The sequence below is a fragment of the Natrialba chahannaoensis JCM 10990 genome (assembly GCF_000337135.1).
Taxonomy (GTDB): Archaea; Halobacteriota; Halobacteria; order Halobacteriales; family Natrialbaceae; genus Natrialba; species Natrialba chahannaoensis.
The window spans coordinates 99789-124082 of sequence record NZ_AOIN01000044.1 but is presented as its reverse complement, the minus strand read 5'-3'; the positions used below and the strand labels follow the sequence as shown (position 1 = coordinate 124082).

The window sequence follows — 24294 nt, the reverse complement described above, 5'->3', positions numbered from 1 at the left end:
TTCTCGACTACGACCCGCTCATTTTGAACTCGTCCCACCGAACAGGTGTGCCAACGGTCCGTTCGAATCGGTTATTGTTGGGAAACTATTATGTACTAGTCGGAAATAACCATAGGAGATGTCAATGGAACGACGAACCATCCTCAAACGAGCCAGCGCAGCAGGACTGGGGGTCGCCACAATCGGTGCGGGAAGTGCCGCCGCACGGAACGACGAACCGGAGGTCCGCCGGGTCAAAATCGACGGCGAAACGTACCTCGTGTTCGGCGACGCAACCGTTGACGACCTGAGCGAGGACGACCTGTGTACCTGCGACAACTGTGACCCCGTCCTTTGTGACTGGTGTGGCCCCTGCCGGTAACCGCCACCCAAGTACAGCTCATTTTTCGTGACGACGATCCGGAATCGGGAGTCCGTACTCGAGTACGCCGTGCGAACCAGTTCACCGACGCACTGTCACTGTGCGACGGCACTGTCAGACAGGACGTAGTACAGTCTATTTCGGTGTCAAGCGGCGGTCACTGCGAGTGTCGGCGTGGAGGACTGGCGTTCAGCCAGCGTCACAGACCGTCTGTAGAGCTGGCCCGTACCGTACTGTGAACTGACTCCTGATCCAGTCGCCACGGAAACGCTAGCAGAGACAGAACGTCGACCCTTCAAGTCCCTCGTACAGTCCGTCAGAGAGATATTTGAGCCCGGTATCACAGGCGATGGTGACGATCACATCGTCGGGATCGCACATCTCGGCAGTGCGGCGAGCAGCAGCGACGTTCATCCCCGTACTGGTGCCGACGAGTAACCCTTCCTCACTGGCAATCTTCTGTACCGTTTCGATGCCGTCGTCGTTCGGAATCGTGTAGATACGATCGTAGAGGTCGTCATCAACCAATGGCGGAGACGCGACGATTGCAGTCCCCTGCACGCTGTGTTCACCCGTAGTCCCCTCGGTGAGAACGGGTGATTCGGCGGGCTCGACCACTCCGATATCGAGGTCGGGTTTCTCCTCGCGCAGCGCTTTCGCAGTGCCCATCGCACAGCCACCAGTCCCGACGATCATCACGAACTCGTCGATATCGGGTTGCTGGGCGAGAATCTCCGCACCAAGTGCGCGATAGCCGTCGAGTTGGTCTGGATTTTCGAACTGATTGGTGAAGTATGCGCCCGTTTCATCGGCGATGCGTTCGGTTTCCTGCCGAAGGTCATCGAAGAGGCCGTCGTACGCGACACCGTCCGGTGTTTCGACGACCTCGACATCGGCACCGAGAGCCCGCATCGATGCAATCTTCTCGTCGGCGACGCAGTCGGCGGTGACGACCTGGAACGGGTGATCGAGTACCGAACAGACGAACGCGAGACTCGAACCCGTGCTGCCGCCCGTGAACTCGATCACTGGCTCACCAGGTTCGAGGTCGCCTCGCTCACGTGCCGCTCGAATCATGGCGAGCGCCATTCGATCCTTGATGCTTCCGGTCGGGTTGCCACCCTCCCACTTGGCGTAAATCGTTGCCCCGTCGTCCGGCGAGATGGTGGGGAGTTCAACCAGCGGCGAGTCACCAATAGCGGCTACCGCCCCAACGTCAGCAACCGGCGTCTCGAGTGCTTCGTAATTTTCGTGATCGTTCATAGAATAGTGTTCGATGATAGCACATATATAAGCAGTTCGACACCCAGGTAGATGAGGTCAAGGGGCAGACATATGAGACGCTGCTCTCGACCATCCGGTTGCCAAGCGGAACGCCGCTTCCAGTCACCGACACCGATGAAAACCCGAACCATTACCGGAGCCGACGCGAAATCCTCCCGTAGATACGTATGCGAGGGATTCGATGACGGCGGAGACGCTCCAGCGACGACTGCTCGGCGGCGGCCTCGTAGCACTCCTCGTTGCGGCCGGGTTGCTCACTCTCGACGGTGCAGGAGCCACACTCAATCAATTCATCGTGGGCTGGCTCGCAGCCGGTGGCGCACTGCTTGTCGTCGCCGGCCTCCAAACTCGGTTCCCGCTCGGCGTCGTGACCCTCGGCTGGCCCAAACTCGCCGCCGCCGGCCTCGCCATCCTCTCTATCGGCTCGAGTACCGTCGGCTTCCTCCAGCTGTTCGTCGCCCCCGTTGGCTGGGGGCTCCTGAACGGCATCCTCGCCGTTCTCGCTGCACTGGTGCTCGCGCTCGGCGCACTCGAGTGCTGGCTGGGTGGTGTGCTGCTCGACGAGGACTTGTTCGCGGTCGACTGATCGAGACCGCGGCCGCAATGTAACCGCGACGTAATTGCAGCCAGCCGCGACTCGAACCAACCACGACTTGTTTGTGCAGTGACTACATAGCACACCGTATGTGCGTCTACGTTGCACTGCGAGACCGGCTGCTTCGCTGTTCGACCGACGGCACATCATGGAAGACCGCGACGCGGCTCGAGGGACGGGCACTCGAGTGCGTCGCCACCACAGCTGCCACACCCGACCGCGTGTTCGTCGGGACCTTCGAGAGCGGGCTGTTCCGGAGCACCGACGGCGGGGAGACGTTCGAGCAACTCGAGACGGACGACATCTTCGCGAGCGACGCCGTGATGTCGCTCACGATCAACCCGCACGATCCGGACGTGATCTACGCGGGGACGGAGCCGAGTCGGGTCTACCGCAGCACCGACGGCGGCGACACCTGGACGCACCTCGCCGGACTCACCGACCTCCCCTCAGCGTCGGACTGGTACTTCCCGCCGCGCCCGGAGACCCACCACGTTCGCTGGCTCGAGGTGGACCCGTTCGATCCGGATCGGCTCTACGTCGGCATCGAGGCCGGCGCGTTCGTTTTGAGCGAGGACGGCGGCGAGACGTGGCGCGAGCGTCCCCAGGGCTCGCGAATCGATAACCACAGTCTGGCGACGCATCCGGACCGTGAGGGACGCATCTACACTGCGGCCGGCGACGGCTACGCCGAGAGCGACAACGGCGGCGAACACTGGGGGCAGCCACAAGACGGGCTCGAGCACCGTTATTGCTGGAGCGTCATTCCCGACCCAGAGGAACCTGAGCGCGTGCTCGTCTCGAGTGCGAGCGGTGCGTCGACGGCTCATACGGCGAGCAGAGCGGAGTCGTACGTGTATCGCAGGAAGAAAGACGAGGGCGACCCGTGGGAGCGCCTCGACGAAACCGGATTGCCGATGGGTGACGGTGTCGTCCGCGCCGTCTTCGCGGCTGCTGAGGAATCCGGCGAGATCTATGGGGTGAACAACCAGGGACTGTACGTTACGGAGAACTTCGGCGATTCCTGGGGCCGGGTCGATATCGAGTGGCCCGAGCAGGCAGAGACACAGACGCCGCGAGGGCTGGCTGTGGTCGAGACGTAGTGTAGTCAGGAAGAGTAGAAGTCGGGTTACGGCTCCGAGGGAGCCCAAAACCGCTCACCCGCACGCCGATACTCGAACAGCGACACGATCAGTGCGGCGTGCAGTGGCGCGATGAGCGCACCGGTCAGAAACGGCCCGACAACCGGAACGCTGGCGAGGACCCAGGCACAGATACCGAGGAGCAACACCAGTCCGAGTACCGTCCAGCGCTCACCGCGGACCACGTCCTCGCTCCGGCGGACCGCAGTCCAGGGCGACGCACCAGCAGCGACAAGTCCGGGCGCGGGAAAGAGCAGGACCAGTACGAACAGGATGAGCACCAGGGGAACGATTCCCAGCAGTCCCAGGTTCTGGAGAAATTCGACCGAACTGAGCAGCCGATACCCTAGATCGAAGCCAACGACGAGGCCGAAGTACGACGGAAGCGGCCCGAGGTGTGCCTCGTCGTCAAGAAGCGCAGTGAACGTGAGCACGCCCGCCGCACTCACCGCGAGCAGCGAGAGAACGTAGAGGCCGCCTCCCCAGACGAGATACGGGAGTTCGATCCCGACGAGCGACTCGAGTGGGAGCGTCGTCTGGCCGGTCGCGGTTGGGTAGCCAGCGTACTCGAGATGGATCGTCGCCCGATCGAGGCCGCCGTACTCGAGTACCGGGATCGGATCGTGGCGTCGCATCGTGTCGATTACTGCGAGGACGAAGCCGGCGAGTGCGAAGGGGGCGAGGAGGAGGGGGTTCCTGCCGAGTCGAGCGATAGCCGTCGAGAGGGCGCGTGCGACGTACCACGCTGGGCGATCGTCTCGATCGGAGTGAGGGCCAGAGTTTGAGTCTGGGCCTGAGCCTGGGCCTGAGTCGCGACCAGCAGCACCGTCCGACACGATTAGCTCCCCTCCTCGAGCGCCATCAGGCCCTCGTCACCGAAGACGTACAGTACGCCGTCGGCGGCGATCGGCTGTGAGAAGTAGATTGCTTCCTCGTACGTCCAGCGCCGGTCGCCGGTGTCGGCGTCGATCGCGACCAGTTCGGACATCTGATAGCCGAGGTAGACGACACCGTCGGCGACGATGGGATGTGTATCGGGGCTGTACTCAGCCGTCCACTCGCGCTCGCCGGTTTCGAGGGCGACCGCGTGCAGTGACTCTGTACCGTCCGTGACGAACACCATCCCGTCGGCGACCGCAGCGCTCCCGTCGGTGCCGTTCCCGTCGTGGAAGTAGTCCCACACCAGGCTGCCGTCGGCGCGGTCGAACAGCGCGACGCCTTGCCGGTCGGGAACGACAATTCCCGCATCCGTCACTGTTGGTGCCTGAAACTCGCGGTACTGGAGGGGGCTTTCCTCGCGAGGAGCTGGGTGGGCCTGCCAGCGAGTCGCTCCCGTCTCCGCGTCGAAGGCGACGAGATCACCAGGGGTACTCGAGACGTAGACGGTATCGTCGGAGACGACTGGTTGATTCGTACCGATCGATCGTTCCTTGCCGACAACTTGCTCCCATTGCTGCTGGCCGCTGCTCGCGTCCAGTGCGGCGACCCGGTCGGTTTCGGGGATAACTGCGTACACGGTTCCGTCCGCGGCGACGGGAGCGGGCTCGCGTGCCGACGAACTGGACCAGTTGCTGGTATCCTGGCCGGGTGCGTGCCAGCGCTCGGTGCCGATGGGGCGTCCGAGCAGTTCGTAGCCGCCGTCGGCGCTCAGGCCGTAGACACCCGTTCGGCTGTAGACGGCGAGCGTGTCGCTCCGGTAGGCCGTCGCCTCGGCACGGGCCGGCGTCGACCAGTACGACCCCGACCGCTCGAATTGGATCTCGCCGGTGTCGCGGTCGAAGGCGACCAGGGAGTCACGGCCAACGCCGTACAGGGTGTCACCGACGAGTATCGGTGCCGTCAACCCGTGCATCGTCGAGTCCGTATCCTGTCGCCATGCGAGTTCTGGGGGCGACTTTGGCCCCGACGCATCGGGGTTGTGAGCCGTCCCGGCGGGGTCGTATCGCGCCAGGGGCCACTCGATTCGGTCGGTGTGGTCGGCGCGGTCGGCGCGGTCGGCGCGGTCGGCGTCTTCCCCACCGTCGGCGAGTATCGGCTCCGTTCCGGCCAGCGCTGCGGCCGTCACAGTAGTGCCGACGGCACCGGAAATTCCGGCAGCACCGACGAGGAGGCGTCGTCTGGAGGGCATCTATCCGGCGGTTTAGTCAGACAAGTAATATGTCTTTTCGTTAGTCGAGAGCGGCAGCTGAACCCGTGTCGAGTCAGTACACGACGCACAACATTCGACGGATCACTGAAGTGGCGACGTGCTGTTCGGCTCGTGGCGACTCCCCGGCAGCCACTGAGCGCTTCGAAATCCTTTTAGGCGCTACACGGGGATAGTAGGGTAACTGAGTGATATCATGGACGTCGACATCATCTCCGAATCGGAGAACCCCATGTTGCACCGGACGGACGTCACGTTCGAACTGACCCACGAGGACGCCACGCCAGAGCGTCTCCAGGTCCGTGACAGTCTCGCAGCGAAACTGAACAAGGACGCCGACGAGGTCGTCATCCGCAAACTCGAGACGAAGTTCGGGATGCGAAAGACCGTCGGCGAGGCCAAGGTCTACGACAGCGCAGACCACGCCCGCGACGTCGAGCAGGACCACATGCTCGAGCGCAACAAGATCGGCGTCGACGAAGAGGCCGAGGCAGAAGCCGACGCGGAGGAAGCATAAATGGCGCGCCACGAACTCTACGGCGACGACGGCACCACCGAAGGCGATCAGTGCCCCCGCTGTGGCGACGTTTTCCTCGCCGACCACGGCGACCGCAAGCACTGTGGCAAGTGCGGCTACACCGAGTGGGAGTAACGACGCCCACCGTTGAGTCGTGACCAGAAGTTCAGCCACACGAACACGCGTTCTCGGCATCGAAGGCACCGCCTGGGCGGCCAGCGCGGCCGTCTTTGACACCGAGACCGACGACGTTTTTATCGAAACCGACGCCTACGAACCTGACAGCGGCGGCATTCACCCCCGCGAGGCCGCAGAACACATGCACGACGCCATCCCGCGCGTCGTCGAGACGGCACTCGCACACGCCCGAGAGACGTTCGACGGGCCCGACACGGAACCGCCCGTAGACGCGGTCGCCTTCTCGCGCGGGCCCGGTCTCGGCCCGTGCCTGCGCACAGTCGGCACGGCCGCGCGGGCACTCGCCCAATCGCTCGACGTACGGCTTATTGGCGTGAATCACATGGTGGCCCACCTTGAGATCGGTCGCCACACAGCCGACTTCGACTCGCCGGTCTGTCTGAACGCGAGCGGGGCGAACGCACACCTGCTCGCCTACCGCAACGGCCGCTACCGCGTCCTCGGGGAGACGATGGACACCGGCGTCGGCAACGCTATCGACAAGTTCACCCGCCACGTTGGCTGGTCCCATCCCGGCGGACCGAAGGTCGAGGCGGCCGCAAAAGACGGCGAACTCATCGCCCTCCCCTACGTCGTGAAGGGAATGGACTTCTCTTTCTCGGGGATTATGAGTGCCGCGAAGCAGCGCTACGATGATGGGATTCCTGTCGAGGATATCTGTTACTCGCTGCAGGAGACAATCTTCGCCATGCTGACTGAAGTCGCCGAGCGCGCACTCTCACTGACCGGCAGCGACGAACTCGTCCTCGGCGGCGGCGTCGGGCAGAACGCCCGCCTCCGCGAAATGCTCGCAGAGATGTGCGAGCAGCGCGGGGCGGACTTTCACGCACCCGAGCCGCGATTCCTGCGCGATAACGCGGGAATGATCGCCGTCCTCGGCGCGAAGATGTACGAAGCCGGCGAGACGCTCGCGATCGAAGACTCGCGCGTCGATCCGAACTTCCGGCCGGATCAGGTGCCAGTGACTTGGCGCACGGACGAACCGGAGCTCGCAGTCGGCCGCAGTGGAGACGACACAGGCGAGGAAACGGGGCAGGTCCAGGGTGCCGAAGCCGTCGTCGATCTCGACCCCACCACCGGCTGTGTCACCAAACGCCGACGACCCAAGGCCTACCGCCACCCCGACCTCGACGAACGCCTCCGCACGGAGCGGACTCGCCTCGAAGCCCGCCTGACGAACCTCGCTCGCCGCGAGGGCGTCCCTACACCCGTACTCTCGGATATCGATCCAAAAGAGTCGCTACTCGAGTTCGCCTTCGTCGGCGACTGCGATCTGCGCGTGGTTCTCGACGGCGAGTCGGGGGAGACGCACGTCCGAGACGTGGGTCGCCATCTCGCGCGGCTTCACCGGGCCGGCATCGTTCACGGGGATCCGACGACGCGGAACGTACGGATCGCTGCAGACCGCACCTTCCTCATCGACTTCGGACTGGGGTATCACACCGACCACGTCGAAGACTACGCGATGGACCTGCACGTCTTCGACCAGAGTCTCGTCGGAACCGCGAACGACCCCGAGCCGCTCCGCGAAGCGGTCCGTGAGGGGTATCGCGAGGTCGGGGAGGAGCGGGTACTCGAGCGACTGCTCGACGTCGAGGGCCGTGGACGGTACGTCGGCGGCGAGAGCTGACGGCCGTTTACGACTTTACCGAGAACTGAGAACCGAGGACTGGTTCGCGGCTTCGGTCGGTACCCACAGTCAGCTCATCGAGTGCCGAGACCCAGACACTCTTGTCACGACGCGAATAGTCACAACCGATGGAGTCGAGTACCGAGACACGCAGCGACACCGACGCTACTGACGGCACAGCACCCACCGTCCTCCTCACCGGCTACGAACCCTTCGGCGACTTCGAAACTAACCCCGCCCGCCAACTCGCCGCGCGCCTCGACGGCACCGCCCTCGGCACCCACACCGTCGTCGGCCGCGAACTCCCCGTCGTCTTCGATCAGGCCGCGGACGTACTCGAGTCCGCCATCGGCGAGCACAACCCAGACATCGTCTGCGCGCTCGGCCTGGCTGGCGGCCGGAACACGCTCTCGCTCGAGCGTGTGGGGATTAACCTCCGCGATACGAGCGCCTCCGAGATACCAGACAACGAGGACCGGCAGCCTGTCGACGAGTCCGTCGTCGCGGACGGGCCGGACGCCTACTTCACGACGCTGCCGGTGCGGGAGATGAAGGAAGCGATGCAGGATGCTGGCGTGCCGACGACGCTCTCGACGGACGCCGGAACGCACTGCTGTAACAACCTGCTGTACGCCGCGCGCCACCTCGTGGAGACCGGTGTCGTCGACGACTGCGACGTGGGGTTCGTCCACGTTCCGTTCTCGCACGTGCAGGCGGCGGCGCGCGATGCGGGTGAGCCGAGCATGGCACTCGAGACGATGCAGGAGGGGCTACTGGTGGGACTCGAAGCGGCGTGTTCTCGGTGACAGCCTGTCGGCGGAAGACGTGCCGAATTCGGTGAACGAGTTGAAAACCGAGAGTGACCAATTTCCACAGACAAGACGGGCACACAATACTCTTAATGGGGAAGACCGTACTGTCCCGTATGGCAGATAAACCGACCTCCGGTGAGATTCTTGGCGTCCCGTACAACTTCGAACGACCGAGCTTCGGCCGCATGCTCTCGTCGTACTGGCAGCCCGGCGAGGGGATGCTCGTCGAGAAGCCCTTCGGCGTCGGGTACACGCTGAACCTCGCCAACTGGCGGTCGTGGGTCGTCGTCGCGGTCGCTGGTGCACTCCTCTGGCAGCAAGAACAGAGCGCCTCGGCAGACACCGAGGAGGCACAGGACGAACCCGTCGAAGTGATCGTCGACGACGACGAGAACTGACGCGCGAGCCGACTGTTTTCCTGACAAACAGTTATGTCAAACGCGGCTGTCTGTTCGGCTATGCCCTCTCCACGTCGCGCTGCAGTGATCGGTGCCGTCGCCTGCTGGGCAGTCGCGACAGGCTACTTCGCTGCAACCGGGTACAGACTCGACGGACTCGTCCCGCCGGGACTCCCCGCCGCCGCATTGCTCGCACTCGGCGCACTCGCTGGCGGTTCGTACGCCGCGGGGTACCGCGTCTCCCCAGTCGCGATTCTCGGTGGACTCATCCTGAGCGCCCCAGTGCTGTTCGAACCCGCCGGCGCGCCGGATCTGTCGCTCGGGCGCGAGATTGACAGTCTGGCACTGCTCATCGGGGCGTACGTCGCCGGGACCCTCGTGGTAGTCGAGTACGCGGTTCGAAACCCTGGCCGGGTTCGAGCGTGGCTCACGCCGCGAACGATCGCGATTGGGGTCGCTGGCGGCATTCTCCACGCGGTCGTCGTTCGGGCGATCTATACGTACGTTCGCCACGCATCCATCTGGGACGGCTCCGTCGTCCTCGAACCGTTCGTGTTGTTCGTCGTTTCGTACCTTCTGTTCGGTCAGTTGCTCGTTGGTGCCGTCACCGCAGTCATGCTCGTTCGCTACCGGCTCCTCACGCCAGTACTCGGCCTCACAGCACTCTTTTCCTGGCTCTCGTATCGGACCTGGCTCTCGCTCGAGGCCACCCGTGAACTCGGCGCAACGTCAGGCATCTCGCCGCAACCGGATGCGCTCTACGTCGCCCTCTGGTTCGTCCCGCTGACGATCGCGCTGGTGCTGGGTGGACTCGAGTACCTGCTTCGCGCCAGAGTGAGTGCTGGGCTTCCAGGGAGTGGGTCGGTAACGGAGTGAGCGAGTGAGTGTGTGAGCGAATGAGTGGGACAGTGCGTGCGATCTGGGCCGCAAGCCCCGACTCGTGGAGCAGGACTCCCAGACTCCTCAGCACCGCCACGGACGGCAACCGACGGCTATATTCCCGCGGCGGCCGCCGCCTCGAACATGGCAATCCGCTTCGTCACCGGAAACGACGGCAAAGCACGCGAGGCGCGGGCCTACCTCGACGGCATCGAAGCCGTCGAGCAGGTCCCTTACGACTACACCGAGATCCAGAGCGACTCGCTCGCAGAGATCGCAATTCAGGGAGCCGAAGAAGCACACGCGGAACTCGAGGGCGGGGACCCGATCCTGGTCGGCGACACGGGCCTGTTCGTCGACGCGCTCGGCGGCTTCCCGGGGCCGTACTCGGCGTACGTCGAGGACACTGTCGGCGTCGAGCGCCTCTGGCGACTCGTCGAACCAGAGGAGAACCACAGAGCCCGATTCAAGACGGTGCTCGGCTTCACGGACGGCGAGCGGACTGAGACCTTCGAGGGAACGCTTGCGGGCACCATCGTCGCGCCGCGGGGCGACGGCGGCTTCGGCTACGATCCGATCTTCGAGTTCAACGGGCAGACGCTGGCCGAGATGGATGTCGAGGAGAAGAACGCGATTTCCCACCGTGGGCGGGCGCTGGCGACGTTTGCGGACTGGTACGCAGACCAGTAACGCACTTGGAGACAGGCGACTAACTGCTTCGACTACCCGCGAGGATCACAGTCCGGGCCCGGATACGGTCCGTCTTCGACCGCAGGATACAGCTTTTCGGGGTCGAACACCGCCGCAAATGCGTCCGGCGTGCGCACACTGATCGAGAGCCGCGGCTGCATCGAGAGCCCCGCCTTCGCGGAGTTCAGCCGCTCGTCGTAGGACAGCAGATGCGCCGCCTCGCCGCGGTAGGCCGAGGCCAGCGCCGGATGGTCGTCGTCGGGGTGGTCGACCGCGACGCGATCGGACTCGAGTCGGTCCCGATGCGCGGCCGCCAGATCGGGGTCCGCGAGGGCGGCGACGAGTTCTTCGGTTGCCGCGAGAAGGTGGTCGCTGGCGATGAGGTCGATCCAGGAGTGACTGCGGACCAGGTCCAGCGCTCGGCGAGCGTCGCCATCGACGAACAGGTCGGCGGCGAGGACGGACGAATCCGCGACGACGCGGGTCGGATCGGGGTGGTCTGCGTCCCCAGTGGATCGATCAGCCATCGGTCTCACCCGACGCCGTCTCGTCGTCGGTCAGTTCCGAAGCAGTCGAACGGAGCTGGTCGAGCGTGATCTCGGCGGACTCCGCGCGGTCGAAGAGGTCGCCCCAGGTAGCAGGCATTGGTGGCCGTTCGGAGTACGGAAAGAAAAGCCGCCCGGAGATTGGAGCCCGAAGCCCCAGACGATGGCGTCGAGGCTGCCACTCAGCAGTCACTCGGAGAGCAGCCAGAACACGACCGCGCCGAGGACGAACGCGATACCGACGTTGACGGCGAGGCCCACGACACCGACGCCGACGACGAGTGCGAGCGCGCGGTGATCTGCGAACGGAATTGGTTCGAACGCCGCCCGGCCGAGTTCGATGGCGACGACGACGAGCAAGACTCCGAGCAGGGCCATCGGAAACGCGGCCAGCAGCGCGCCGGTCGTGACGAGCGCGAGGGCGATGTAGCCCACACCAAGCAACACGTTCGCACCCGCGGTCCGTGCGCCGAAGGCGTACTTGCCGGCGAGGCCGCCGCTGCCGTGACACATCGGCACGCCGCCGGCGGGAATCGCCGCGAGGCAGGTGACGCCCATGCTCTGGGAGAGCCTGTCGGCCGACACGTCGCGGTCGTAGAGATCGCCGCAGAGCAGCGCGGTTGCGATGGCCGCATTGCCAATCGTCATTCCAAGTTGTGCGACCGTGCCCTCGAGTGCCGCGCCGGAAATCGTCGGCGAGCCAGCGGGGAAGAGTGCGAGTTCGGGGAGCCGCGGGGCGGGAACGCCGGCTGCGAGCACTGCGGCGACGCCACCGAGTGCGAGCACGACGAGCACACTCGACTGGCGATAGCCCAGAAGCGCGAGCAGGCAGACGAGCGCGAGCCCGGCGACGGCGACGCCGGGCGCGCCGAGCGAGAGGTCGACCGCGGCCTCGAGTAGTAAGAGTGCGACCGCGAACTGCACGCCGCGAATAACGGGTTCTCCGACGACGCGCTGGAGGTGCCCGACGAGGCCGAACGAGCCCACGATCAGCAGAACGCCGCCGGCGAGCAGTCCGGCTGCCGCGAGTTCGGGATAGGAAAGCGAGCCGACGATCGCCAGCCCAACGAGCGCTTTCATCGGCTCGACGGACAATGGCATCCCATAGTATAGCCCCCAGACGATCTGGAAGACACCGAAGCCGACGAGCACGTGTGCGAGCGAGACGCTCGTCGTCGCAGCGAGCGCGACGAGCAGCGGCAGGACAGTAACCGAATCTCCTAGCGCACCCGTGAGTTCACTGGCCGAGAACCCGAGCTCGGTTTGCTCGTCTCCCCTGAACGAGTACCCCATTCGGTGGTGCTTTGCCAGGCAGTGGTTTCACTGTTTTCAGAAATCGAGTATGGTTGCGTCAGCGGCTGTCTAAAACCAGAATCGGTTACGGGACGGAATACGCGCTGGCACAGCGAGTCGTCCTCACCAGCACTGCCCGCGAGCGGACTCGAGTACCACCGGACCACCAGACAGTGCCCCACGCTTCCCAGTCCGCAGGCAAACGAGCTACCGGCCGCTGTCGACTGCGGATCAGCAGTCTGAAGAGCGGCCGCTGGGTGCGTGTTCGTATGGCTGATCTCGGCAAGATAGATCGCGAGTTCTTCGAGCGCCGGATCGCGCCGAATCTCGGTGCTGACCGGGACGACGTGGTTCTCGGGCCGACCCACGGTGTCGACTTCGGCGTGCTCGATATCGGCGGACGGGCGTTCGTCACCGCGACCGATCCGCTCTCGATCCCGCCCGCGCTCGGGTTCGAACGCGCGGCGCGGTTCGCGCTCGACCTCGTGCTCGCAGACGTGGCCGTCAGTGGCGTCGCGCCGTCACACCTCTCAGTCTGTTTCACGCTCCCCGAGACGATGTCCGACGAGGAGTTCGCGACGGTCTGGGAGACGATCCACGAGGAGTGCGCCGACCTCGGTGTGTCCGTCGTGACGGGGCACACGGCTCGGTACTCTGACCCGTCCCATCCGTGGGTCGGCGCGGCGACCGCGATGGGCGTCGGCGAGCACGACGAAGTGGTCCGCCCAGACGGGGCGTGTGTCGGCGACCGACTCCTGCTGACGACCGGGCTTGCCGTCGAGTCTGTGGGGCTCCTGAGTACGATCTTCGCCGACGAGATCGACCTCCCGGCGGACGTGCTCGCCGACGCACAGGAGCGCCTCGACGAGGTGTATGCTGTTCGGGACGCGCTCACGGCAGCCGTGGCAGGCTCCGGAACCGTCACCGCGATGCACGACGTGACCGAAGGCGGACTCGCTGGCGCGCTGAATGAGATGGCCGCCGGTGCGGGTGCTCGGTTTGCCATCGACTGCGAGGCTGTACCGATGCGCCCCGGCGTCGCCGAGCTCTGTGAGCACCTCGAAATCGACCCGTGGGCGATGACCAGCAGCGGCTCGCTCGTCATCGCGGTCGACCCCGACGGCGCTGCTGCGGTCACGGACGCACTCGAGAACAGGGGCACTGTCGTTGCGGACATTGGTCGGGTGGAGCGCGCCGAGTCCGAGGACGACTCTGGGGCAGGAGCGGTCGTTGTCGATGGTGAGCGGCTCGGCCATCCGAACGAAGATCCGTCGTGGGCGGCGTACGCAGAGCTTGCAACTGAGTAGCAGAGCTTGACGTGGCTGCAGGGTGTCGCGCTGAGTGACCCGACCCAGTCCGAATTACCCCAACCGGCAGCGAACAGTGCACCATCATCGATTTGTATAACCAGCGAATACCAACAGCTATGAGAACACCAGCACCCGACAGCCGCCCCGTTGCGCTCACAATCGCGGGCAGTGACTCCGGTGGCGGGGCCGGCATCCAGGCCGACCTCGCGACGATGACCGCCCACGGCGTCTTCGGCACGTCGGCGATCACCGCCGTCACCGCCCAGCACACCCGCGGCGTCGAGCGCTCGTTCGCCCTCCCCACTGAGGAGGTCGCAGCCCAGATCGACGCCGTCACCGGCGACTTTGCGGTCGGCGCGGCGAAGACCGGGATGCTCGCGACGACCGAACTCGTCGAACTCGTCGCCGAAAAAGCAGCCACGTTCGAGTTCCCGCTCGTTGTCGACCCCGTGATGGTCGCGACCACCGGCGACCGATTGTTAGAACCCGATGCTGAGCGCGCCTACGAGGACCTGCTCTCGGAAGCGACCCTCGCGACGCCGAACACGGACGAGGCCGAGGTACTGACGGATATCGCGGTCACTGACGAGGAGACCGCTCGCGAAGCGGGCGAGGCGATCCGCGAGCACGGCGTCGACGCCGTGCTCGTGAAGGGAGGCCACGTTCCCGGTGAGACAGTCACAGACCTGCTCGTTACCGAGGCAGGAACAACGTCGTTCGAACACCCACGCGTCAACACAGGGGCGACTCACGGGTCGGGCTGTACGCTGGCGGCAGCCATCGCAGCCCGGCTGGCGACCGGCGACGACCTCAAGACCGCGGTCGGCGGCGCGACAGACTTCCTCGCTCGCGCGGTTCGCTACGCCTACGATGTCGGTGAGGGCGACGGTGCGGTAAACCACGCTGTCGACCTGCGAAACCAGGCCGCACGGGAACCGACAGCCGAAGCCGTCCAGTCAGTCGTCGACCGACTCGTTGACGCCGACGTGGCCGCACTCGTTCCAGAGGTCGGGATGAACGTCGTCGGTGCGACGCCCTACGCCGAATCCGTCGACGAGACGGCCGCCGTCGAGGGACGGGTTACACGAACGCTGTCGGGCATCCAGCCGAACCGCGGCGTCCGCTTTGGTGCTTCGAGCCACGTCTCCCGCTTCCTCCTCTCCGCACGCGAATTCAGCCCCGACCTTCGGTTCGCCGTCAACTGCCGATTTGGGCCAGACATCGAGGCAGCGCTTGAGGAACTGGACTGGTCCGTCGTCGAGTACGATCGCTCGGACGAGCCGGCGGATGTGGCTGCACGAGAAGGCGAGACGATAGGGTGGGGCGCACAGCAAGCGTTCGGGGACAGTGACAGTGAGATGTCACAGGAGCCGCCCGCGGCTGTGATCGACCGTGGTGCAGTCGGCAAGGAGGCGATGGTGAAACTCGTCGCGACCGAACCAACGACCCTCACGGAGCGCGTCATGGCACTCGACGTGACACTCGAGCGCTGAAGTTGCAACGATCCCGGGGCCGCTTCAGTGGCTCCCCACGGGAACAGTCGCCGCAAACCGAACGCTCATTCCCCAGCACACCGACAGCACGCCACATGGTCGAGAATCCATTCGATGTCGAGATTCGCGTCGGCGAAATACTCGAGGCCGAGACGTTTCCGGAAGCGAACAAACCCAAAATGACCAAGCTCTGGATCGACCTGGGTGAAGAACACGGTGAGATCCAGTCTGCGGCACAGTACGACCACCACTACGAGCCAGAGGAACTCGAGGGCCGGCGCGTACTGTGCGCGACGAACCTTGGTACCGTCCGTATTGCAGGTTTCAAATCCGAGGCGCTGACGGTCGGCGTTCCCGACGAGGAGGAGTATCCGGTACTGGTCGAACCGGACTGTGACGTGGACGTACCGCTCGGCGGACTGCTGTTCTGACGCATCTTACCGTTGTGGATCTACAAAACTTTCGCTCTCCACGAATTGTCAAGGTTATGACTGTGAAGAACTTCGGTCGCAAAATCATACCCGATCTGACCGCTTAATTCCTGGATAGAGACTGGAGTCTCACCGCCCAATTGCCTCGCTAATGTGTGTCTATTGATGTCATACAGTATGGCAGAAATCGACTCCTCACTCGGCAATAATACTTATCTCACAGACGACTAGTCATGTGGATATGTCATTGAACAGCGGCACAGCGGTATCTCAATCGGACGGCGCTGGGGCACGTCAGGATGTAACTGTCGACCGCGCAGAGATCGACCGCCTAAAGCAGTTCGTCGGGTTCGACCGAGAGGACGAACAGGTACTCGAGTCGATGAATGACCTCTTCGAGGATGTTAGCGCCGGCCTCGCCGCGGCGTACCACGACGCGGTATCGGGGCAGCAAGCTGTCGCTGATGCGATCGATGAGCAACCGATCAGTGACGACCAGTTTGTCCGAGCACAGCGCGCCTATCTCCGTGGCTTCGGTAATGGCGAGTACGATCACGAGTTCTTCGAGCGCCGCGCCAAGTCGGCCAGCATCGATCCGTTCCTCGAGGCCGGACTCGGGACCTACGTCAGTTCGTTTGGACTGTACTACGAGCGCATCCTGTCCGAAATCGCAGACGATGTCGCAGCGACGTACACAGCGGGTGATGCCGAGGACGATAGTGATGTTACAACCGAAACCGTTGAGCAAGCCGTCCAGGAAACCGCATCCCGGTCGCTTTCGTTCCTTCGAGTGGCCGCGATGGACCAGCACCTCGCAGTCGAGACGCGAACCGCGGCGCGAGCGACCCAACTCGAGCAGCACGCTGAGCGACGGGAGGCAATTCGGACGGATCTCGAAGACAGTCTCGACGAACTCGCGACAGTTGCGAATCGGATCAACGACGGGACAGCGGAGATCAGCGATGTCACAGACGAACAGTCGGCCTCGGTAGCGGAAATTGCGGGCGAACTGTCCGATCTCAGCGCGACCGTTGAGGAGATCGCGTCGAACACGGAGGAGGTGAGCGCGACCACCGAACGCGCGGCGGAGGTCACGACCGAAACGACGGAGACGGCCAACGAGGCGATTTCGAAGATGCAACGGGTCAACGACGCGGCGGGAGAAGTTACGTCGGATGTCGAGGAGCTTCGGGAGGGTGTCCAACGGATCGACGAAATCGTGGATGTGATCAACGACATCGCCGACCAGACGAACCTGCTTGCGTTGAACGCCTCGATTGAGGCGGCGACTGCCGGTGAAGCGGGCGACGGCTTCGCGGTCGTCGCGAACGAGGTCAAGTCTTTAGCCGAGGAGTCCCAGGAGGAGGCGGCCACGATTGAACGGATGGTCGACCAGATTCAGGCGGATACTGAGGAGACGGTCGACAGCCTCGAAGAGGCGAACGAGGAGATCGAGGACGGCGTCGAACTCGTCGAGGAAACCGTCGATAACCTCGACGAGATCGAATCAGCGATCGAGGAGTCGGCGTCCGGCATCGACGAGGTTGCGGCCGCGACCGACGATCAAGCTGCGAGTACTGAAGAAGTCGCCAGTATGGCTGATGAAGTGATGCAGAACGCAGACGAGATTGCGGCCGAAACGGAGACGCTGGCCGAGGCGAACGAGGAGGCGAACGGACAGGTGATGGACATCATCGATGCGCTGGATGAGTTGGCAGCAGTCGAAGAAGCCGAGGACATCTAACTACCGATTTCTCGAACTTAAGGCGTTCTCTCTGTCGTACACTGCGTGTGATCGGTAGCCGACCGGACCGATAACGGGTCGATCGACGCCAATGTGTACAGTGGTGCATCACTTCCACTACGGATCCCGCAGGGTTTTTGCGATGGAAAGCCAGGCACCGAGTATGACAGAGGCGACGGGCATCGTCGGGGAGTTCTTCTCGCTCAAGGAGGGCACCGACGCGGAGTTGCTGGCGATGCAGTGTGGCGATTTCTACGAGTTCTTCGGCGAGGACGCAGAAACGGTCAGCGATGAACTCGATCTCAAAGTGTCTCAAAAGTCCTCACACGGCTCGTCGTACCCGATGGCCGGCGTGCCACTGGACGATCTGACGCCGTATCTCAAGGCCTTAGTCGAGCGCGGCTACCGGGTCGCCGTCGCCGACCAGTACGAAACCGACTCTGGCCATGCGCGAGAGATCGTCCGCGTCGTGACGCCGGGGACGCTACTCGAGACGAGCGACGCAGATGCGCAGTATCTGGCGGCGGTGGTCGACGGCGGCTCCAGCTCCGGCTCCGCGGCCAACGGCGCGCACTACGGCCTCGCCTTCGCCGACGTGACCACGGGCCGATTCCTCGTCGCCGAAGCCGCGGACACCGACGAGGCGCTGACGGAACTCTACCGGTTCGATCCCGTCGAAGTGCTCCCGGGACCCGAGAGCCGAACTGACGACGACCTGCTCGGTACCGTTCGAGAGCGCATCGACGCAACGCTGACACTCCACGAGACGGAGGCGTTCGCACCGAAGCGCGCCGACCACGCAGTGCAGGAACAGTTCGGTAGCGAGACCGTCGACCGACTGGCGGTCGGTGAGGAAGCCATCGCCGCCGCGGGCGCGATCCTCTCGTATGTCGAGGAGACCGGCGCGGGCGTGCTCGCCTCGATGACGCGGATCCAGTCCCACCACGGAGACGACCACGTCACCCTCGACGCGACGACCCAGCGCAACCTCGAGCTGACCGAAACGATGCAGGGCGAGCGCGACGGCTCGCTGTTCGCGACGATCGACCACACCGAGACCAGCGCCGGCGGCCGACTCCTCAAGGAGTGGCTCCAGCGCCCCCGACGCGCACTCGACACCCTCGAACAGCGCCAGGAGAGCGTTGCCGCGCTCGCCTCGGCCGCGCTCGCTCGCGACGAGATGCAGGACACCCTTGGTGAAGCCTACGACCTCGCGCGGCTGGCCTCGAAGGCAACCCACGGCAGCGCAGACGCTCGCGACCTCGTCGCAGCTCGTGAGACGCTCGCCGTGCTGCCGGCGCTCGCGAAGACAATTGAATCGACGCCAGACCTGGCTGACTCGCCGCTCGCTGACATCATCGACCGGCCGGACCGCAAGGCTGCACGCGAGCTTCGAGAGGCACTCGAGAACGCCATCGCTTCGGACCCCCCGTCGACGGTTACCCAGGGTGAGCTCTTCCAGTACGGCTACGACGATGAGTTAGACGAGGTTATCGACCGCCACGAGGAGGTCAAGCAGTGGCTCGGCACGCTTGCCGAACGCGAGAAGCGCCAGTACTCTCTCTCACACGTCACCGTCGACCGGAACAAGACCGACGGCTACTATATCCAGGTCGGCAAGTCCGCCGCCGACGGCGTCCCCGACCACTACGAGCAGATCAAGACGCTCAAGAACTCGAAGCGGTTCACGACCGACGAGCTAGCCGAGAAGGAACGCAACGTGCTCCGACTCGAGGAGAAACGAGGGGAACTCGAGTACGAACTCTTCGAAGAGTTACGAGAGGAAGTTGCCGAGCAAGCAGAACTCCTACAGGACGTGGGCCGGGCGCTGGCGACGGTCGACGCGCTGGCGAGTCTGGCGACCCACGCGGCCGAGAATCGGTGGGTCAAGCCCGACCTGCACCACGGTGACGCGCTCGACATCGACCAGGGTCGCCACCCTGTCGTCGAGCAGACGACCGAGTTCGTCCCGAACGATGTCCGACTGGACGGCGAGCAGCGAGGTTTCCTGGTCGTCACCGGTCCCAACATGTCCGGGAAGTCGACCTACATGCGCCAGGTCGCCTGTATCGTTCTGCTGGCCCAGATCGGGAGTTTCGTCCCGGCGAAGGAGGCCGAAATCGGTCTCGTTGACGGCATCTTCACCCGCGTCGGCGCGCTCGACGAACTCGCACAGGGCCGGTCGACGTTCATGGTCGAGATGAGTGAACTCTCGAACATCCTCCATACGGCGACCGATGAGTCGCTGGTCATCCTGGACGAAGTCGGCCGCGGCACGGCGACATACGACGGCATCTCGATTGCCTGGGCGGCCACCGAGTACCTGCACAACGAAGTCGCAGCGAAAACGCTGTTCGCAACGCACTACCACGAACTGACCGGGCTCGCGGAGAACCTGCCGCGCGTCGCTAACGTCCACGTCGCGGCGGACGAGCGCGATGGCGACGTGACCTTCCTCCGAACCGTCCGCGACGGTCCAACGGACCGCTCGTACGGAATTCACGTCGCCGATCTGGCGGGCGTCCCCGGCCCTGTCGTCGACCGCGCACAGGATGTCCTCGAGCGCCTCCGCGAGGAGAAGGCTATCGAGGCGAAAGGCGGACACACGACCGAGCCTGTCCAGACGGTGTTCGACGTGGGAAGCGGCCAGTTCCGCGGGCCGGCGAACGCGGACGGTGGTGAACCGGACGACACGACGGACGAGAGTGCGCTCGACCCCGAGACCGAGGCGGTACTCGAGGACCTTGGTGACCTCGACGTGAACGCGACGCCGCCGGTTGAGCTGATGTCGAAGGTACAGGAGTGGCAAGAGCAGTTGTCCGAGTGAGTGCTCGCCAGCGGTGTGTCACATCCATTGTACAGCTCTTGTGCGTTTGATTTTACATCGGTAAATCTATACGCCGATTCGCCATTGTATAGCACGATGCACGAACCAGATTATGACGTGGCGGGCGAGACCGCTATCGTCACCGGCGCGAGTCAGGGAATCGGCAAGTCGATCGCGGAGACGCTCGCCGCAAGCGGGGCGAACGTCGCGATCTGTTCGCGCTCGATCGACCGTGTCGGCCCGGTCGCGGAGGCGATCAACGACGCCGAAGACGTGCCTGGCGAGGCTCTTGCCGTCGAGTGTAACGTCCGCGAGCGCGACCAGGTCCAGTCGTTCGTCGACGACACCGTCGAGGCGTTCGGCGATATCGACATCCTCGTCAACAACGCCGGCGGCGAGTTCATTGCGAACTTCGAGGACATCTCGGAGAACGGCTGGAAGACCATCGTCGACCTCAACCTCCACAGCACGGTTCACTGCACCCAGCTTGCCGGCGAGGTCATGCGCGAGGGCGACGGCGGCTCGATCATCAACCTCTCGTCGGTCAACGGCCAGCACGCCGCGCCGGGCGAAAGCCACTACAGCGCCTCGAAGGCGGCGATCATCCGACTGACCGAAACGCTCGCGACCGAGTGGGCCGGCGACGGCATCCGCGTCAACTGCGTCGCACCGGGGTTGATCCAGACCCCCGGCGTCACCGAGACGCTTGGCATCCAGAGCGAGGACATGCCACCGCGCGAGAAAGCAGAGCGCCGCATCGGTCACACCGAGGAAATCGCAGACGCCGTCCAGTTCCTCGCCAGCCCGGCCGCCTCGTTCATCACCGGCGAAACGCTGACCATCAAGGGAGTTCCGCGCGCCGGGAACTCGATGTCGCAGGACCTGGGACTCGAGTAGGCTACGACAGTAGACGGCGTCTCGTCCCCTCGCGTACGCTGGCACTGCGTTTGCTGCTCACGTTGACGTTGCACCTGGCGTATCCTCGACGAACTGCTCACGCAGCCGTGCGATTCGCCGATGCGTCGGCGGATGCGTCGAAAACGGCGACAGGGAGTCTGTCGGAACGATACAGAAGGCGTTGAACCCAGCAACCGTCCGGAGGTCTGCATCCGGCGGCGTGGGTTCACCGTGCAGCGTCGCGAGCGCGCTTGCGAGAGCGTACGGATCGCCCGTGATCGCGACGGCACCGCGGTCGGCAGCGTACTCGCGATACCGCGACAGGACGAGTGTTCCCGGCAGGCTGGCGAGATACACCGGCAGCCCGATGAACAGCAGGTAGGTACCGAGCAGAAACGGCAGCCCGATCAGGTACGAGCCGAGCGTGAACGTCCGTCTTGCGGTCGACAGCGCGATTGCCGAGACGACCATCGGGAAGCCGGCGACGGTCATCACCGTCGAGTCGTCGTTCTTGAGGTGTGCGAGTTCGTGCGCGAGGACCGCCTCGAGTTCGTCGTCGTCGAGCGCCCGCAGAAGCCCGGTCGTCACGCAGACGACGGTTCTGTTTCCCGTTCCGGCCGAAAGGGCGTTCGGCTCGTCCGATGGGATCACGGCGACTGGGGGCACCGGGAGGTCGGCCTGGCGAGCCAGCCGCTCGATGGTGTCGTACAGCAGCGGATACTGCTCGCGTTCGATGGCGATCGCGTTCGTCGCCCAGTAGGCGATGTAGTCGGCCTGCGAGACGCTCGCCAGGATGACGATGGCGAAGCACGCACAGACCACGAGCGCCATCGTCGTCGACAGCACCGAGAGTACGATCCAGCCGAGGACGGCGTATCCGGCAAGTGTGAGGACGAGCGCCAGTAGCATCCGCCACTGGAGCCGTCTGTCGGCGGACCAATCCATACGGGACGTTCACCGACACGAGTCAAATACCTAACTGAATGGGTGCCCGATCGAGTCGCATCGCACGCAGAGCGGGCTACTGCGTGCTGGAGTGGACCCAACGACCGTTCTCCTGCGGGCATACGCTTTTACAGATTCCGGAAGACACCCACGTATGACCCTTCGACAGTCACTCACCGGAATTACCTGCCCCATCGTCACGCCGTTCGACGAGAGCGGCGTCGTCGACGAACGCGCACTCGGAGACCTACTCGAGTACCTCCTCGCGGGCGACATCGACGGCCTCTTTCCCTGCGGGACGACCGGCGAGTTCGCCAGCCTGTCGCGGGACGAGCGCCGGCGCGTGACCGAATTCACCGTCGAGCAGGCCGATGGCGAGGTCCCGGTGCTGGCCGGTGCGGCCGCGACGAGCGTGGACGACGTTCTCACCGCCATCGAGGACGCCGCTGCAGTTGGTGCCGACGCTGCCGTCGTCACACCGCCGTATTTCCACACGGCGAACGCGCCGGCCGGCAACCAGCAGTTCTTCGAGACTATCGCGGACGAGTCGTCGCTGCCGCTGTTGCTGTACAACATTCCGGCCTGTACTGGGCAGGGAATTGCACCGGAAACTGTCGCAGCGCTTGCGAGTCGTGACGACGTGCTCGGTCTGAAGGACTCGAGTGGCGACCTCGAATACTTCCTCGAGACGATGCGCCAGGCAGCCGACGCGGATTCGGACTTTCTCATGCTACAGGGGTACGACGCCCTCCTCGTCCCGGCGCTGCGGATGGGTGCCGACGGTGGCGTGAACGCGCTCTCGAACGTCGCACCCGAGGCGTACGCTGACCTGTACGAGACAGCTACCGGAGTTCGGGGCGCAGAACTTCAGACTGCCGTTGCCGACCTGTTCGACGCCTGCGGCGAGTACGGTTTCGCGCCGGCGACGAAGACGGCACTCGAGTACCACGGCGTGATTCCTTCGGCTGTGGTTCGGCCGCCGCTCGTGTCCGTTCCCGACGATGGGCAGGCGGGGATCGAGCGGGACGTCGACGGTCTCGTACAGTCGGAAGATTGATACGCCGAAGTGGGGACGTGTTGACATATGAGTGGCCCCGAAGCTGACTCGACGACGGGTGTCGGTGGGTTGGCCGAGCTGACCGACTCGTCCGACCAGGCCGATCTGGACGTCGGCGTGAGCACGCCTGCCGCCGTTGGACTCTACCTCGCCGTCGTCACGGTGGGTGTCACCGCGCTCGTCTCGGTCGCCACGGGCGCGGCCACTGAGGTTCTACTTACCTCCCTGCCGACCGCGTTCACGGGAGGGGTGCTCGGTGGGATCGTTCTCGCCCGAATTCGCCCGTCCCTCCTGTTCCGCCTCGGGCGCTTTCGGTGGCGGACGCTTGCCCTCTGGCTACCCGCGCCGCTCTTTGCCGGTGGCGCACTCGTTCTCGATTCGACGGGGCTCGTTCCAGAAACGGGGCTCACACTCCTTCTTCTCATTCCGGCGGCTGGCGTTCTGCTGACGGGACGGCTCGCAGCACACGCCGCACACGACCTCGCCGTCGGTGCGACGGTCGATGACGGAGCGCCGATCATCGAGTGGACGTGGTACCAGTCGGGACCCAACCCGCCGCTGATTGCACTCGGGGTTGGTTCGCTGCTGTTCGCTGGCCTCACGTACGCGCTTTCGGGGTCGAACAGGCTCCCGACTCGGCTCGGCGCGCTTGGCGCGGTCAGTCTCCTTCTCGGCTGGGCACCGACCGTCCGACTCCCGTCGTCGAGTGACACGCCGACCACGCTGTTCTCGGTTCCAGACTTCGACTACGCGCGTGCCGAGATTCGTGCCTACGCGGACGGGCTCGTCGTCGAACCTCGGTTTCGACCGTCCTACCGGCGCGTCGTTCCCTGGGACCGGTTCACCGGCGTCCGCCTGACTGAGGACCGACTCGTACTCGAACGGCGCTGGTGGCCGGATATCCGGTGTGATCGCGCTGCAATCGACGACGTGGACGCCGTACTCGAGGCCGTCGAGACGAGCGGCCGGAACCGACCACAGCGAGTCGACCCAGTCACGGCTGATGAACCGCAATTCTGACCTCCCTCGAGCCCCAGTTGGGACCATACGCCGACGTTATCGTCCGGACCGACATCGCAGCCGCGCTCGCGTTTGTGCTC

Annotated in this window: 25 protein-coding genes; 18 read left to right on the top strand and 7 right to left on the bottom strand. The window is 64.5% G+C overall.

What is annotated here, in order from left to right; all coding sequences use genetic code 11:
• Positions 1 to 124 precede the first annotated feature (124 nt).
• A complete protein-coding gene (locus C482_RS07075) occupies positions 125 to 361 on the top strand; it encodes a hypothetical protein (RefSeq protein WP_006166842.1) in 237 nt (78 codons plus the stop codon).
• Between the two features lie 270 nt (positions 362 to 631).
• Here the strand turns inward: C482_RS07075 and C482_RS07070 are convergent, their stop codons facing one another.
• Positions 632 to 1624, bottom strand: a complete 993-nt coding sequence (locus C482_RS07070) for a PLP-dependent cysteine synthase family protein (protein ID WP_006166841.1) — start codon at positions 1622 to 1624, stop codon at positions 632 to 634.
• Between the two features lie 202 nt (positions 1625 to 1826).
• On the opposite strand from C482_RS07070, the gene C482_RS07065 reads away from it, so the two are divergent.
• A complete protein-coding gene (locus tag C482_RS07065; protein WP_006166840.1) occupies positions 1827 to 2231 on the top strand; it encodes a hypothetical protein in 405 nt (134 codons plus the stop codon).
• A 98-nt stretch (positions 2232 to 2329) separates the two neighbouring features.
• Positions 2330 to 3343 carry a VPS10 domain-containing protein gene (locus C482_RS07060; protein WP_006166839.1) on the top strand — a complete coding sequence of 338 codons (1014 nt, stop codon included), beginning with the start codon at positions 2330 to 2332 and terminating at the stop codon, positions 3341 to 3343.
• Positions 3344 to 3369: 26 nt separating this feature from the next.
• Here the strand turns inward: C482_RS07060 and C482_RS07055 are convergent, their stop codons facing one another.
• Both C482_RS07055 and C482_RS07050 read right to left on the bottom strand, forming a co-directional pair.
• Positions 3370 to 4218 carry a hypothetical protein gene (locus C482_RS07055; RefSeq protein WP_006166838.1) on the bottom strand — a complete coding sequence of 283 codons (849 nt, stop codon included), beginning with the start codon at positions 4216 to 4218 and terminating at the stop codon, positions 3370 to 3372.
• A 2-nt stretch (positions 4219 to 4220) separates the two neighbouring features.
• Positions 4221 to 5510 carry an outer membrane protein assembly factor BamB family protein gene (locus C482_RS07050; RefSeq protein ID WP_006166837.1) on the bottom strand — a complete coding sequence of 430 codons (1290 nt, stop codon included), beginning with the start codon at positions 5508 to 5510 and terminating at the stop codon, positions 4221 to 4223.
• Between the two features lie 214 nt (positions 5511 to 5724).
• Between C482_RS07050 and C482_RS07045 the strand changes: the two genes are divergently transcribed.
• The 7 genes from C482_RS07045 to rdgB all read left to right on the top strand — a co-directional run bounded on the left by C482_RS07045 (position 5725) and on the right by rdgB (position 10652).
• The gene (locus tag C482_RS07045; RefSeq protein WP_006166836.1) at positions 5725 to 6045 is read left to right on the top strand and encodes a 30S ribosomal protein S24e; all 321 of its coding nucleotides are present in this window, start codon (positions 5725 to 5727) and stop codon (positions 6043 to 6045) included.
• A complete protein-coding gene (locus C482_RS07040) occupies positions 6046 to 6180 on the top strand; it encodes a 30S ribosomal protein S27ae (protein ID WP_006166835.1) in 135 nt (44 codons plus the stop codon). It begins immediately after the preceding gene.
• A gap of 19 nt (positions 6181 to 6199) precedes the next feature.
• Positions 6200 to 7873, top strand: a complete 1674-nt coding sequence (locus C482_RS07035; RefSeq protein WP_006166833.1) for a bifunctional N(6)-L-threonylcarbamoyladenine synthase/serine/threonine protein kinase — start codon at positions 6200 to 6202, stop codon at positions 7871 to 7873.
• A 128-nt stretch (positions 7874 to 8001) separates the two neighbouring features.
• The gene (gene pcp / locus C482_RS07030; protein ID WP_006166831.1) at positions 8002 to 8679 is read left to right on the top strand and encodes a pyroglutamyl-peptidase I; all 678 of its coding nucleotides are present in this window, start codon (positions 8002 to 8004) and stop codon (positions 8677 to 8679) included.
• A 119-nt stretch (positions 8680 to 8798) separates the two neighbouring features.
• A complete protein-coding gene (locus tag C482_RS07025) occupies positions 8799 to 9083 on the top strand; it encodes a DUF5808 domain-containing protein (protein WP_006166830.1) in 285 nt (94 codons plus the stop codon).
• A gap of 60 nt (positions 9084 to 9143) precedes the next feature.
• On the top strand, positions 9144 to 9959 hold the full coding sequence (locus C482_RS07020; RefSeq protein ID WP_006166829.1) for a hypothetical protein: 816 nt from the start codon (positions 9144 to 9146) through the stop codon (positions 9957 to 9959).
• Between the two features lie 147 nt (positions 9960 to 10106).
• A complete protein-coding gene (rdgB, locus tag C482_RS07015; protein WP_006166827.1) occupies positions 10107 to 10652 on the top strand; it encodes an RdgB/HAM1 family non-canonical purine NTP pyrophosphatase in 546 nt (181 codons plus the stop codon).
• A 32-nt stretch (positions 10653 to 10684) separates the two neighbouring features.
• Here the strand turns inward: rdgB and C482_RS07010 are convergent, their stop codons facing one another.
• The 3 genes from C482_RS07010 to C482_RS07005 form a co-directional block, all read right to left on the bottom strand.
• On the bottom strand, positions 10685 to 11179 hold the full coding sequence (locus C482_RS07010; protein WP_006166826.1) for a DUF7384 family protein: 495 nt from the start codon (positions 11177 to 11179) through the stop codon (positions 10685 to 10687).
• Positions 11172 to 11297 carry a hypothetical protein gene (locus C482_RS22640; protein ID WP_006166825.1) on the bottom strand — a complete coding sequence of 42 codons (126 nt, stop codon included), beginning with the start codon at positions 11295 to 11297 and terminating at the stop codon, positions 11172 to 11174. The genes C482_RS07010 and C482_RS22640 overlap by 8 nt, the downstream gene beginning before the upstream one ends.
• Positions 11298 to 11386: 89 nt before the next feature.
• The gene (locus tag C482_RS07005; protein ID WP_006166824.1) at positions 11387 to 12490 is read right to left on the bottom strand and encodes a putative sulfate/molybdate transporter; all 1104 of its coding nucleotides are present in this window, start codon (positions 12488 to 12490) and stop codon (positions 11387 to 11389) included.
• Between the two features lie 269 nt (positions 12491 to 12759).
• On the opposite strand from C482_RS07005, the gene C482_RS07000 reads away from it, so the two are divergent.
• From C482_RS07000 to C482_RS06975, 6 genes are all read left to right on the top strand, one after another.
• Positions 12760 to 13797: an AIR synthase family protein gene (locus C482_RS07000; RefSeq protein WP_006166823.1), complete on the top strand. Its 1038-nt coding sequence runs from the start codon at positions 12760 to 12762 to the stop codon at positions 13795 to 13797.
• Between the two features lie 119 nt (positions 13798 to 13916).
• Positions 13917 to 15293, top strand: coding sequence for a bifunctional hydroxymethylpyrimidine kinase/phosphomethylpyrimidine kinase (thiD, locus tag C482_RS06995; protein WP_006166822.1), 1377 nt, complete (start codon positions 13917 to 13919; stop codon positions 15291 to 15293).
• Positions 15294 to 15388: 95 nt separating this feature from the next.
• Positions 15389 to 15724: a tRNA-binding protein gene (locus tag C482_RS06990; RefSeq protein WP_006166821.1), complete on the top strand. Its 336-nt coding sequence runs from the start codon at positions 15389 to 15391 to the stop codon at positions 15722 to 15724.
• 241 nt (positions 15725 to 15965) lie between these two features.
• Positions 15966 to 17468, top strand: a complete 1503-nt coding sequence (locus C482_RS06985) for a globin-coupled sensor protein (RefSeq protein WP_006166820.1) — start codon at positions 15966 to 15968, stop codon at positions 17466 to 17468.
• Positions 17469 to 17631: 163 nt separating this feature from the next.
• Entirely contained in the window at positions 17632 to 20295 is a 2664-nt protein-coding gene (mutS, locus tag C482_RS06980) for a DNA mismatch repair protein MutS (protein ID WP_006166819.1), read from the top strand.
• Between the two features lie 96 nt (positions 20296 to 20391).
• The gene (locus C482_RS06975; RefSeq protein WP_006166818.1) at positions 20392 to 21192 is read left to right on the top strand and encodes an SDR family NAD(P)-dependent oxidoreductase; all 801 of its coding nucleotides are present in this window, start codon (positions 20392 to 20394) and stop codon (positions 21190 to 21192) included.
• Between the two features lie 57 nt (positions 21193 to 21249).
• Here C482_RS06975 and C482_RS06970 read toward each other — a convergent pair whose 3' ends face one another.
• Positions 21250 to 22137, bottom strand: a complete 888-nt coding sequence (locus C482_RS06970) for a M48 family metalloprotease (protein ID WP_049896541.1) — start codon at positions 22135 to 22137, stop codon at positions 21250 to 21252.
• A gap of 154 nt (positions 22138 to 22291) precedes the next feature.
• Between C482_RS06970 and C482_RS06965 the strand changes: the two genes are divergently transcribed.
• Positions 22292 to 23194, top strand: coding sequence for a dihydrodipicolinate synthase family protein (locus C482_RS06965; protein ID WP_006166816.1), 903 nt, complete (start codon positions 22292 to 22294; stop codon positions 23192 to 23194).
• 27 nt (positions 23195 to 23221) lie between these two features.
• Positions 23222 to 24214, top strand: coding sequence for a hypothetical protein (locus C482_RS06960; RefSeq protein ID WP_006166815.1), 993 nt, complete (start codon positions 23222 to 23224; stop codon positions 24212 to 24214).
• Positions 24215 to 24294 lie beyond the last annotated feature (80 nt).

Coding starts and splice junctions, on each gene's coding strand:
- C482_RS07040 (WP_006166835.1), top strand. CDS start 6,046: ATGGCGCGCCACGAACTCTACGGCGACGACGGCACCACCGAAGGCGAT.
- C482_RS06985 (WP_006166820.1), top strand. CDS start 15,966: ATGTCATTGAACAGCGGCACAGCGGTATCTCAATCGGACGGCGCTGGG.
- C482_RS22640 (WP_006166825.1), bottom strand. CDS start 11,297: ATGCCTGCTACCTGGGGCGACCTCTTCGACCGCGCGGAGTCCGCCGAG.
- C482_RS06965 (WP_006166816.1), top strand. CDS start 22,292: ATGACCCTTCGACAGTCACTCACCGGAATTACCTGCCCCATCGTCACG.
- C482_RS07000 (WP_006166823.1), top strand. CDS start 12,760: ATGGCTGATCTCGGCAAGATAGATCGCGAGTTCTTCGAGCGCCGGATC.
- C482_RS06990 (WP_006166821.1), top strand. CDS start 15,389: ATGGTCGAGAATCCATTCGATGTCGAGATTCGCGTCGGCGAAATACTC.
- C482_RS07020 (WP_006166829.1), top strand. CDS start 9,144: ATGCCCTCTCCACGTCGCGCTGCAGTGATCGGTGCCGTCGCCTGCTGG.
- pcp (WP_006166831.1), top strand. CDS start 8,002: ATGGAGTCGAGTACCGAGACACGCAGCGACACCGACGCTACTGACGGC.
- C482_RS07010 (WP_006166826.1), bottom strand. CDS start 11,179: ATGGCTGATCGATCCACTGGGGACGCAGACCACCCCGATCCGACCCGC.
- C482_RS07065 (WP_006166840.1), top strand. CDS start 1,827: ATGACGGCGGAGACGCTCCAGCGACGACTGCTCGGCGGCGGCCTCGTA.
- C482_RS06970 (WP_049896541.1), bottom strand. CDS start 22,137: ATGGATTGGTCCGCCGACAGACGGCTCCAGTGGCGGATGCTACTGGCG.
- C482_RS07075 (WP_006166842.1), top strand. CDS start 125: ATGGAACGACGAACCATCCTCAAACGAGCCAGCGCAGCAGGACTGGGG.
- C482_RS07050 (WP_006166837.1), bottom strand. CDS start 5,510: ATGCCCTCCAGACGACGCCTCCTCGTCGGTGCTGCCGGAATTTCCGGT.
- C482_RS06975 (WP_006166818.1), top strand. CDS start 20,392: ATGCACGAACCAGATTATGACGTGGCGGGCGAGACCGCTATCGTCACC.
- C482_RS07025 (WP_006166830.1), top strand. CDS start 8,799: ATGGCAGATAAACCGACCTCCGGTGAGATTCTTGGCGTCCCGTACAAC.
- rdgB (WP_006166827.1), top strand. CDS start 10,107: ATGGCAATCCGCTTCGTCACCGGAAACGACGGCAAAGCACGCGAGGCG.
- thiD (WP_006166822.1), top strand. CDS start 13,917: ATGAGAACACCAGCACCCGACAGCCGCCCCGTTGCGCTCACAATCGCG.
- C482_RS06960 (WP_006166815.1), top strand. CDS start 23,222: ATGAGTGGCCCCGAAGCTGACTCGACGACGGGTGTCGGTGGGTTGGCC.
- mutS (WP_006166819.1), top strand. CDS start 17,632: ATGACAGAGGCGACGGGCATCGTCGGGGAGTTCTTCTCGCTCAAGGAG.
- C482_RS07005 (WP_006166824.1), bottom strand. CDS start 12,490: ATGGGGTACTCGTTCAGGGGAGACGAGCAAACCGAGCTCGGGTTCTCG.
- C482_RS07070 (WP_006166841.1), bottom strand. CDS start 1,624: ATGAACGATCACGAAAATTACGAAGCACTCGAGACGCCGGTTGCTGAC.
- C482_RS07045 (WP_006166836.1), top strand. CDS start 5,725: ATGGACGTCGACATCATCTCCGAATCGGAGAACCCCATGTTGCACCGG.
- C482_RS07060 (WP_006166839.1), top strand. CDS start 2,330: ATGTGCGTCTACGTTGCACTGCGAGACCGGCTGCTTCGCTGTTCGACC.